This window comes from Burkholderia sp. Cy-637 (assembly GCF_011753175.1).
In the GTDB taxonomy this organism is placed as follows: Bacteria; Pseudomonadota; Gammaproteobacteria; order Burkholderiales; family Burkholderiaceae; genus Burkholderia; species Burkholderia gladioli.
In genome coordinates this window covers 1-10246 of the sequence record NZ_VWWC01000213.1, presented here as the reverse complement: position 1 = coordinate 10246, position 10246 = coordinate 1, and the positions used below count along the sequence as shown (strand labels likewise).

Here is a 10246-nt window from a genome sequence, read left to right as displayed (position 1 = left end):
CGCCGAACATCGCCCTGCCGATCTTCGAGGGCGGCTCGAACATCGCGAACCTCGACCTGGCGCACGTGCAGAAGCGCATCGAGATCGCGAACTACGAGAAGGCGATCCAGACGGCGTTCCGCGAAGTATCGGACGGGCTGGCGGCACGCGGCACGTATGACCAGCAGATCGCGGCGCTGGCGCGCAACGAGCAGGCGCAGCAGCGTCGCTATGATCTGTCGGACCTGCGCTACCGCAACGGCGTGGACAGCTACCTGACCGTGCTGACCGCGCAGACGGACCTGTACACGGCACAGACCACGCTGATCTCGGCGCGCCTGGCGCGCTGGACCAACCTGGTGGACCTGTACCGCGCGCTGGGCGGCGGCTGGATCGAGCACAACGGCGACCAGCCGCGCGAGGCCGATGCACCGGTCGATTACAGCAAGCCGGCGGCCAAGGCCGGCTGAGCCCGGCCACCGGATAAAAGAGGAACGAGGAAAACAAAAACGGCGCCGGGCAACATCACCGGCGCCGTTGGCGATCTCAGGCGTCGCGCGAGGCCGTTCCGGCCGTGGCCTCGTCGGGCTCGGCCCGTTCGGCCAGCGCCTGGGCCAGCAGGCCCGCGATCATCAGCGCATTGAAGGTCGAGGCGTACTTCAGCGTGAACATCTCGAACGTGACGCAGGCCGCCATCAGGCACAGCATGAACACCAGGCCGGTATCGGCCGTCAGGCGGGCCCGCCTATTGGCACGGCGCGCGCGCCAGAACAGCACCAGCGGCACCGCGAACTCCAGCACCACCGCAATCCCGCCGGCGATCCCCGAACGCAGCAGGTTGGCGAGCAGTTCGTTGTGCGGCCCGGCCGAGATCGTCTCGATGGCGCGCGGGCTGGCGAAGGAGGTGATCCACGCCGCATCGAGAAAGGCGCGGTAGCCATTGTCCCCGTATCCCTGCAGCGGCCGATGCGCGAACAGCACCAGGGCGATCCTCCACATCGTCAGCCGCAGCCCGCCCGACGTGTCGGGGTTCGAGCGATTGACCCACGACGAGGTCTCGGTATAGACGCTGAACAGCCGGTCAGCCACGCCATGGAACACGTAGAGCGACGCCACGCCGGCCAGGATCACCGCGAGGATGCCGGCCAGCATCCTGACGTCGAGCCTGGGGCGGCGCAGCACGAACCACAGCACCACGGCGATCGGCACCAGCAGCCACGCGGTGCGCGTCTGCGAACCGATCACCAGGTAAGCGCCCGCGATCACGCCGATGGCGATCAGGATCCGGGCGCGCAAGCCGCCCGTGTGCGCCACCGTCGCGGCGGCGAAGGTGGCCATCACGGCCAGCAGCAAGGTGTAGACGCCGAAGGTGTCGGTGTCGACGAAATACGTCGCGTAGCGCCCGCTCCAGGCGGCAAGCGCATGCGGATCCAGGTGCACCTGCGCCACCAGCCCGATCAGCGCCAGCGGCGCGGCGATGCCGACGATGCGCACCACGTCGATCCGCTTGTAATGGAACACCAGCAGCACGGGGATGCCGAGCAGCAGGCGCGAGGGTGCATCGAACGCCCTGGCGATCCAGTCGCCGCGCAGCAGCTGGCCGATCGCCACCGCCACGATCGGCGCGGCCAGCGCCACCATGGCGGCCAGCAGCGCGCGCCGGTTGATGCCGCGGCCGGCTTCGCGCCAGGCGGCCGGCAGGTCGGCGAACGACAGCACGGCCAGCATGATCAGGCAGAAATTGGCCGCGCCGCGCAGCGACATGTACAGCGCGACCGCGACGAAGGTCAGGCCGACCAGCGCGGCATCGAACCAGGGGGCGCCCGGGCGGCCGACGAAGCCCGCCGTCAACCCGGCCAGCCGGCCCCCACGCGCGGCGCCGGGCCCGGCGCGACGATCGACCGGCATCATGCCTGCCCCCGCGTCGCGCCCGCCGGCGCGTCGATCAGCCAGCGCGCATAGCGCTCGCGCGCCTCGACGATCCCGCGCGGAAACTGGCGCGGTTCGAGCGCTTGCGGCACATAGCGCAGCGGCCGGTCGAGCACGTCCTGCCCGGAGCGGATCCGGCTCTCGATATAGGCGACGTCCTGGAACTCGTCGCGCATGAACTTCTGGTCGGCGACGCTCTTCATCTTGAGGATCATCGCCTCGGGGCTGGTGACCCACGAAAAATGCCAGCCCGCGTCGTGGATGTGCTGGACCTTGCGGCGCCGGAACCAGGCGCGCTTGAGCGAGCGCAAGAGCCCCGCCGACTTGTAGGAACGCACCGCGTTGACGTTGCCGAAGAACTGCGTCAGGTGCCGGTAGCTGGTCACGCGCGTGCCGATCCAGTCGGCGAAACCCTCGCCGTCCATCAGGCGGTTGTTCAGGAAATAGGCGTAGCAGTACTGGTGCAGGTCGGCGCGCAGGTAGCGGCGCGGATCGTACTGGCGCAGGCATTCCGGGCGCGGGATCTCGTCGAGGTCGGACACCACGACCAGGTCGTCGGGCGCCGCGTCGTGCAGGCCGTGGATCAGGTAGCTGCGCTGGTAGTTCTCGTTCTTCCACATGTCGGGCTCGCCCGGCGGCAGGTGGTCGATCGCGAGATAGCGGATCTTGTCGCGAAAGCGCGCGAAGCGCTCGCTGTCGAAATTCAGCGGCTTTTCATCACCGACCTGCGTGTAGCGCGACTCGGCGATCACGAAATAGTCGACGTGGTCCCACAAGGTCTCGAGCCGCAGCTCGAGCAGCATGTCCTCGTTGAAATAGCAGAAACAGTCGTAGATCTTCGGACGGGACGGATTCATCGGTGGCAACGGCTGCCGGAGCAAAAGAAGGGAAGGAACACGTGCAAGGCGCTCGGGTGCCGCGTCGCGGAACCCTCGCGGGCCGGTGCAGGCGGCTCAGAGCCACTCGAACTCGGACTGCTTGCGCACGCCGTGCACGGTCATGCCGTGCCGGGCCAGTTCGCCGTCGCGCCAGTCGCGCAGGCGGCGCACACGCTGCATTTTATCGAGCTTGCGCGACAGCCAGCTCTGGTTGAGCAGCCGGTAGTTGCGACGCATGCCCAGGCCCTGCTTGCCGGACAGGCCGCGCTCGCGCTTCATCGCCGATTGCGTGATCGAGCCGTAATGATGGAGCCAGGAGGCGCCGACGATCGCCGAGGCGATATTGGCGCGCGCCAGCTCGGCGAAGAACAGCGTGTCCTCGTAGCCGAGCAGGGCCGGCGCGGCGCGAAAGTAGCCGACCTCCATCCAGACGCTGCGATGCACCACCAGGCAGACCGCGTGGCAGATCCCGTCGCGCCGCACCTCGCGCATCGTTTCGCTCCATTGCGGCGCGAGCCCCTGGAAGTCGTAGTCCAGCGCGCCCTCGAGCAGGGCCGGCGAGGCCACCTTCAGGCCGTGCCGGATCGCCGTGCCGATCAGGTTCTCGATCCAGTTCGCCGAGACCAGCACGTCGTTGTTCATCACCACGGTCCACTCGGCCTGCTGGTGCAGCGCGCCCTGGTTCCATGCCGTGCCGCAGCCGAGATTGTCGCGGTTCAGGATCCGGCCGCCGAGCGGCAGCGCCTCCAGGTAGGCGCGGGTCTCGTCGGTCGAGGCGTTGTCGACCACCACCACGCGATCGAGCGGCGTGCCGTGGGCGATCATGCTGTCGATGCACTGACGCGTGTAGTCGACCTGGTTGTAGACGGCAAAGGTGATGGAATAGTCGTGGGCGTTCAGAGTGCTTCTCCCCGTGGGTGTAGCCTGCGCGGGCTGGCGTTTCCTCGACGCCCGGCGTGTCGGCGGCCGGGCCGTCGACGGGCGTCAATTGTCGGCAAGCCGGCCGAAACTGGCAAGTCGATGATCCGGAAGTGCCGGAAAATACACGATTTTTCGCCGCCGCGCCGCCCGGCGCCATGAAAAAAGCCCGCTCGCGCGGGCTGATTTGGGCGGGTTCGGGCGGGGAGCGCCGCTCAGCGTGGGCCGGGCGCCATCCTGGCGCCGCCGGCCGGGCGCGCCGCGGCGCGCGCACGGCGGTTCAGCCAGGACGCGACCACCACCCCGAGCGCCAGCACGGCGGTCGCGCCCACCTCCAGGCGGTGCGCCGGCTGGGACAGCATCACCGCCAGCACCGCGACGATGAACAGGATCACCGCCCAGGTCAGCCAGGGGAAGATCCACATGCGCAGGGCCAGCGCGGTGCCCTCGGCGTCGAGCATGCGGCGCATGCGCAGCTGCGAGATCGCGATCACCAGGTAGACCAGCAGCGCGATCGCGCCCGAGGTGGCCAGCAGGAAGCCGAATACCTGCTCGGGCATCACGTAGTTGGCGATCACGGTCAGGAAGCCGAACGCGGTGGAGGCCAGCACCGCGGCGCGCGGCGTGCCGCTGCGGTCGGTGCGGCGCAGCGCGGCCGGCGCGTCGCCGCGCGTGGCCAGCGAGAACAGCATGCGCGAGGCGGTGTAGAGCGCCGAATTGAGGCAGCTGGCCACCGATACCAGCACGATCACGTCGACCACCGCCTTCGCGTGCGGGATCCCGATCAGCTCCATGGCGCGCTGGTAGGAGCCGTGCGAGGCCAGCAGGGGATCGTTCCAGGGCACCAGGGCCGCCACCACGAAGATCGAGCCCAGATAGAACAGCGAGATACGCCAGATCACCGAGTTGGTGGCGCGCACGATCTGCTGGCGCGGATTGTCGGCCTCGGCCGCGGCGATCGTGACGATCTCGGTGCCGAGGAAGGAGAACATGGTGGTCAGCATCGCCGCCAGCACCGCGCCCAGCCCGTTCGGCACGAAGCCGCCGAGATCGACCAGCCGCGAGACGCCGGAAACCTGCGAGCCCGGCAGCAGGCCGAGGATCGCCGCGCCGCCGATGGCGAGGAACACCAGGATCGCGATCACCTTGACCAGCGCGAACCAGAATTCGAACTCGCCGTAGTTCTTGACCGAGAACAGGTTGGTCACGGTCAGCACCGAGGTGATGCCGAGCGCGAAGATCCAGGTCGCCACGCCGGGGAACCAGGCGTTGAGGATGGTGGCCGCGGCGGTCGCCTCGATCGGGATCACCAGCACCCAGAACCACCAGTACAGCCAGCCGATAGAGAAACCGGCCCAGTGGCCGATGGCGCGATCGGCATAGGTCGAGAACGAACCGCTGTCGGGCTGGGCGATCGCCATCTCGCCGAGCATGCGCATCACCAGCACCACCAGCGCGCCGGCGATCGCGTAGGCGATCAGCGCGCCCGGCCCGGCTTCGGCGATCGCGTGCCCCGAGCCGACGAACAGGCCCGCGCCGATCACGCCGGCAATCGACATCATCGTCACGTGCCGCTGCTTGAGGCCGGTGCCGAGGCCCGAACCGTTTTCTGCTGCCATGTCTCCTCCTGGATTCGATGGGGTCGCGACGACCCGGAGCCGAACGCCCGCGCAAGGCGCGAGCCCGCCCGCCACGCCTTGGCCGCGCGGAGATGGCGCTCGGTCATGCTGGAAGGGAGGGCCTGCGATGCACGCCCGGCTGGCGAAGCGAGCCGCTGGCGGCCCGGTTGCCGGTGCGCGCCCTGCAAGGGCGGCGTTCGGAATTACGAAAGTGTAAGCAGGCGCAGGCGAATCGAATGAGAGCCAATTGCGGCCGATCGATGGGGCCAATTTGCCGCAGCCACGCTGCGGCGACTGTCCTGGCCGCTCGACTCAGTCGTGGCTGGCGTCGAACGCGGCGACCTCGCGTTTCGGCGCGATCTCGCGCCAGCGCTGGCGCAGCAGCGCGGCGAGCTCCACCGGATCGGCACGCGAGAGCCTCACCAGCACGGCCGGCCAGCCCAGGTAATGATCGGTAACGTAATAGATGTCGGGCTCGCTCTCGATCAGGTGGGCGCGCTGGTCCGGACCCACGCCGCTCACCACCAGCGTGTCGCCGTCCTCGCGCAGCCGCGCGAGCAGATGGCCGCGCACCTTCAGCGCGGGCGTGCCGTAGGAGCTGCCCGCCTCGACCGCGGCCCAGGCGAGCGCGATCCGGCTCAGTTCGTCGTAGGTCATGGCGCCTCCAGCCAGGGGATGCCGCGCGGCGGCATCGCGGGTGCCGCCCGCCGTCGATGATAGCGCCGCGCGCCGCCTGCCCGGCAAGCGGGGCACCGTCGTCGCCTGGCGCCGGCCTCCTTCGCCCTGTTCACCGGCTTTACCGCCTTCCTGCCGTCGCCGCCGTCCACCTTCACGGCCTTCGCGGCGCCCACCGCCGTAAGCGCCCCGCGACCTCCGCCGCCTTCGCCAGCGCTCGCGGCCCCCGCGCGCCGCGCAGTACAATACGCGGTCTCGCCGCGCATGCGCGCGGCAGCGCCGCGGCCTCGCGCGCGGCGCCCCTGTCCGCAGCGGACCCTCCGTCGCCCGTTCTGCCGCCCCACGCGGCCGGCGGCGGCCCCAACCTTCACGAGTTTCAACGACGCAGATGGCCCAATACGTATTCACCATGAACCGGGTCGGCAAGATCGTGCCGCCCAAGCGCCAGATTCTCAAAGACATCTCGCTGTCGTTCTTCCCCGGCGCGAAGATCGGCCTGCTGGGCCTGAACGGCTCGGGCAAGTCGACCCTGATCCGCATCATGGCGGGCGTCGACAAGGACATCGAGGGCGAAGCCACGCCGATGCCGAACCTGAACATCGGCTACCTGCCGCAGGAACCGCAGCTCGACCCGAGCAAGACGGTGCGCGAGGCGGTCGAGGAAGGGCTCGGCGACGTGTTCAGCGCGCAGAAGAAACTCGACGAGATCTACGCCGCCTATGCCGAGCCGGACGCCGACTTCGACGCGCTGGCCGCCGAGCAGGCCAAGTACGAGGCGATCCTGGCCGCCTCCGACGGCGGCAGCCCCGAGCAGCAGATCGAGATCGCGGCCGACGCGCTGCGCCTGCCGGCCTGGGACGCGAAGATCGAGCACCTGTCGGGCGGCGAGAAGCGCCGCGTGGCGCTGTGCAAGCTGCTGCTGGAAAAGCCCGACATGCTGCTGCTCGACGAGCCGACCAACCACCTCGACGCGGAATCGGTCGAGTGGCTCGAGCAGTTCCTGACGCGCTTCCCCGGCACGGTGGTGGCGGTCACCCACGATCGCTACTTCCTCGACAACGCGGCCGAATGGATCCTCGAACTCGACCGCGGCCACGGCATCCCCTGGAAGGGCAACTACTCGAGCTGGCTGGACCAGAAGGAAGACCGCCTGAAGCAGGAAGAGGCCACCGAATCGGCGCGCCAGAAGGCGATCAAGAAGGAACTGGAGTGGGTGCGCCAGAACCCGAAGGGCCGCCAGGCCAAGTCGAAGGCGCGTATCGCCCGCTTCGAGGAACTGAGCAGCCAGGAATACCAGAAGCGCAACGAGACGCAGGAAATCTTCATCCCGGCCGGCGAGCGCCTGGGCAACGAGGTGATCGAGTTCAAGAACGTCAGCAAGGCCTATGGCGATCGCCTGCTGATCGACGATCTCAGCTTCAAGATCCCGGCCGGCGCGATCGTCGGCATCATCGGCCCGAACGGCGCCGGCAAGTCGACCCTGTTCCGCATGCTGACCGGCAAGGAGCAGCCGGATTCGGGCGAGATCGTGCACGGCCCGACCGTCAAGCTGGCCTATGTCGACCAGAGCCGCGACGCGTTGGCCAGCGACAAGACGGTGTTCGAGGAGATCTCGGGCGGCGCCGACGTGCTGACGGTCGGCAAGTACGAAACGCCGTCGCGCGCCTATATCGGCCGCTTCAACTTCAAGGGCGGCGACCAGCAGAAGATCGTCGGCAACCTGTCGGGCGGCGAGCGCGGCCGGCTGCACCTGGCCAAGACGCTGATCGCGGGCGGCAACGTGCTGCTGCTGGACGAACCCTCGAACGACCTCGACGTGGAAACGCTGCGCGCGCTGGAAGACGCGCTGCTGGAGTTCGCCGGCTCGGTGATGGTGATCTCGCACGATCGCTGGTTCCTGGACCGGATCGCCACCCACATTCTGGCCTTCGAGGGCGATTCGCAGGTGGTGTTCTTCGACGGCAACTACCAGGAATACGAAGCCGACAAGCGTGCGCGCCTGGGCGAGGAAGCGGCCAAGCCGAAGCGGATCCGCTTCAAGCCGATCAGCCGCTGAGCGCCGCGGCCCCTGGCCGATGACGAACGAAACGGGCGAGCCCTCGCGGGTTCGCCCGTTTTTTCATGTCACGCCGGCAAAAGGGAACGTGCGCCGCTCAGGCCGCCACGCCGAGCTCGCGCAGGCGCGCCCGCGTGCGCTCGAAATCGGTGTGATGGATGCCGTGCCAGCCGAGCTCGGCGGCGGCCGCCGCGTTGTGCGGGTTGTCGTCGATGAAGACAAGCTCCGCCGGCGCGATGCCGGGCTGGCTGGCCTCGATGCGAGCGGCCATCTCGCGGTAGATCGCCGGATCGGGCTTGGCCAGCCGCACCCGGCCCGATACCACGATGTCGCGAAAACGCCGCAGCACGGCGTAGCGCTCCCAGGCATGGGGGAAGGTCTCGGCCGACCAGTTGGTCAGCCCGTAGAGCGGCATGCCCGCCTCGTGCAGCCGCTCGACCAGCGCGACGCCCGGCTCGAAGGTACCGGCGATCATCTCGGACCAGCGCGCGTAGAAGGCGCGGATCAGCGCCTCGTGCTCGGGAAACGCGGCGAGCTTCTCGGCCGTGCCCGCCTCGAGCGACTGGCCGGCATCCTGCCGCACCACCCAGTCCATCCCGCAGACCTCGGTGAGGAAGCGCCGCCGCTCGGCCGGATCGGGAATCAGCTGCCGGTACAGGTAATCGGGATTCCAGTCGATCAGCACGCCGCCGAAATCGAATACCACCGCCTTGATGGTCATGCCCGCTTTCTCCTGTTTCTGCCTCGCGGGCACCGGGCCGGCCCGGCGCCCGCGGCCTCTCAGATCGGCTGCGTGCGCGTCTCGAGCCAGGCCAGCGCCGCGCCCGTCACCAGCGGAGCGACCCGCTCGCGCACCGTGGCGTGATAGTCGTTGAGCCAGGCTCGCTCGCCCGCGTCGAGCAGCTCGAGCTGCACGCAGCGCGTATCGATCGGGCACAGCGTCAGGGTCTCGAACTCGAGGAAATCGCCGAACGGCGTCTGCGCCGCCGCGCGATTCACCACCAGGTTCTCGATGCGCACGCCCCACTGCCCCGGGCGATACACGCCGGGCTCGTTCGAGGTGATCATGCCCTCCTCCATCGCGGTATGCGGATCGGCCGCCGCGTAGTGGGCGATCACCTGCGGGCCCTCGTGCACGTTCAGGAAGTAGCCGACGCCGTGGCCGGTGCCGTGCCCGTAGTCGAGCCCGGCCGCCCACATCGGCGCGCGTGCGATCGCATCGAGCATCGGCGAACGGATGCCGCGCGGGAATTTCGCGCGCGACAGCGCGATCATCGCCTTCAGCACGATCGTGAAATCGTGGCGCTGCGCCTCGGTCGGCGTGCCGACCGGCACCACCCGCGTGATGTCGGTGGTGCCGCCGACGAACTGGCCGCCCGAGTCGATCAGCAGCAGCCCGTCGCCCTCGATGGTCTGGTGCGCTTCCGGGGTGGCGCGGTAATGCGGCATCGCGCCATTGGCGTTGAAGCCGGCGATGGTGGCGAAGCTCGGCGAGACGAAGCCCGGCCGGCGCGCGCGCGCGGCGGTGAGCTGCTCGTCGATGCTGAGCTCGGTAATGGTCTCGTGGCCGAGCGCGGCCTCGAACCAGGCGAAGAATTCGGCCAGCGCGGCGCCGTCCTGGGCCATGGTCGCGCGCACGTGCTCGATCTCGGCCGGCGTCTTGCGCGACTTGGCGAAGGTCGAGGGATTGACCGCCTCCACCAGGCGCACCGCCTTGGGCACCGCCTGCAGCGTGCCGAAGGTCACGCGGCGCGGATCGATCAGCAGCGCGGCATCGGCCGGCAGCGCCGCGAGCGCGTCCAGGGCCGCCTCGTAGGGGCGCACCTCGACGCCGTCGGCGGCCAGCGCCGCCTGCAGCGCGGCATCGAGCTTGCCGTCGATCACGAACAGCGTGGCGCGCTCGGGCGTGATCAGCGCATGCGCGATGAACACCGGGTTGTAGCTGACGTCGGCGCCGCGCAGGTTGAACAGCCAGGCGATGTCGTCGAGCGTCGAGATCAGATGCGCGCTGGCGCGATAGGCGCGCATCGCCTCGCGGATCTGCGCGAGCTTGTCGGCGCGGCGCGTCTGCGCGTGCGGCGCGACGTGCTCGAACACCGGCTCGACCGGCAGCGCCGGCCGCTCGGGCCAGATCGTGTCGAGCAGGTCGAGATCGGTGCGCAGCGCGACGCCGCGCGCGGCCAGCGCCGCCA

General features: G+C 69.2%; 9 protein-coding genes. 2 read left to right on the top strand and 7 right to left on the bottom strand.

The features are described from left to right. On the top strand, positions 1–449 hold a 449-nt coding region (locus F3J10_RS31890), incomplete at its 5' end, for a TolC family protein (protein WP_167243766.1). 76 nt (positions 450–525) lie between these two features. Here the strand turns inward: F3J10_RS31890 and F3J10_RS31885 are convergent. The 5 genes from F3J10_RS31885 to F3J10_RS31865 form a co-directional block, all read right to left on the bottom strand. Continuing rightward, positions 526–1890, bottom strand: a complete 1365-nt coding sequence (locus tag F3J10_RS31885) for an O-antigen ligase family protein (RefSeq protein WP_166915866.1) — start codon at positions 1888–1890, stop codon at positions 526–528. Beyond that, entirely contained in the window at positions 1887–2765 is an 879-nt protein-coding gene (locus F3J10_RS31880) for a beta-1,4-mannosyl-glycoprotein beta-1,4-N-acetylglucosaminyltransferase (RefSeq protein WP_166915868.1), read from the bottom strand. Before F3J10_RS31880 ends, F3J10_RS31885 begins: the two co-directional genes overlap by 4 nt. 96 nt (positions 2766–2861) lie before the next feature. After that, positions 2862–3665 (bottom strand): glycosyltransferase, encoded by an 804-nt coding sequence (locus tag F3J10_RS31875; RefSeq protein WP_167243767.1) that lies wholly within the window; start codon positions 3663–3665, stop codon positions 2862–2864. Between the two features lie 254 nt (positions 3666–3919). Next, entirely contained in the window at positions 3920–5323 is a 1404-nt protein-coding gene (gabP, locus tag F3J10_RS31870; RefSeq protein ID WP_167243765.1) for a GABA permease, read from the bottom strand. Between the two features lie 312 nt (positions 5324–5635). Further along, on the bottom strand, positions 5636–5980 hold the full coding sequence (locus tag F3J10_RS31865; RefSeq protein ID WP_013696498.1) for an MmcQ/YjbR family DNA-binding protein: 345 nt from the start codon (positions 5978–5980) through the stop codon (positions 5636–5638). Positions 5981–6386: 406 nt separating this feature from the next. On the opposite strand from F3J10_RS31865, the gene ettA reads away from it, so the two are divergent. After that, complete coding sequence (gene ettA / locus F3J10_RS31860) at positions 6387–8054, top strand: energy-dependent translational throttle protein EttA (RefSeq protein ID WP_013696497.1); 1668 nt, start codon at positions 6387–6389, stop codon at positions 8052–8054. 97 nt (positions 8055–8151) lie between these two features. On the opposite strand, the gene F3J10_RS31855 is transcribed toward ettA, so the two are convergent. Beyond that, positions 8152–8775 (bottom strand): HAD family phosphatase, encoded by a 624-nt coding sequence (locus tag F3J10_RS31855; RefSeq protein WP_166915872.1) that lies wholly within the window; start codon positions 8773–8775, stop codon positions 8152–8154. Between the two features lie 59 nt (positions 8776–8834). Beyond that, on the bottom strand, positions 8835–10246 hold a 1412-nt coding region (locus tag F3J10_RS31850; RefSeq protein ID WP_167243764.1), incomplete at its 5' end, for an aminopeptidase family protein P.

What these genes read in the sequence shown, in the direction of transcription:
- F3J10_RS31885 (WP_166915866.1), bottom strand. Translation starts at nt 1,890, where the DNA reads ATGATGCCGGTCGATCGTCGCGCCGGGCCCGGCGCCGCGCGTGGGGGC.
- F3J10_RS31880 (WP_166915868.1), bottom strand. Translation starts at nt 2,765, where the DNA reads ATGAATCCGTCCCGTCCGAAGATCTACGACTGTTTCTGCTATTTCAAC.
- gabP (WP_167243765.1), bottom strand. Translation starts at nt 5,323, where the DNA reads ATGGCAGCAGAAAACGGTTCGGGCCTCGGCACCGGCCTCAAGCAGCGG.
- F3J10_RS31865 (WP_013696498.1), bottom strand. Translation starts at nt 5,980, where the DNA reads ATGACCTACGACGAACTGAGCCGGATCGCGCTCGCCTGGGCCGCGGTC.
- ettA (WP_013696497.1), top strand. Translation starts at nt 6,387, where the DNA reads ATGGCCCAATACGTATTCACCATGAACCGGGTCGGCAAGATCGTGCCG.
- F3J10_RS31855 (WP_166915872.1), bottom strand. Translation starts at nt 8,775, where the DNA reads ATGACCATCAAGGCGGTGGTATTCGATTTCGGCGGCGTGCTGATCGAC.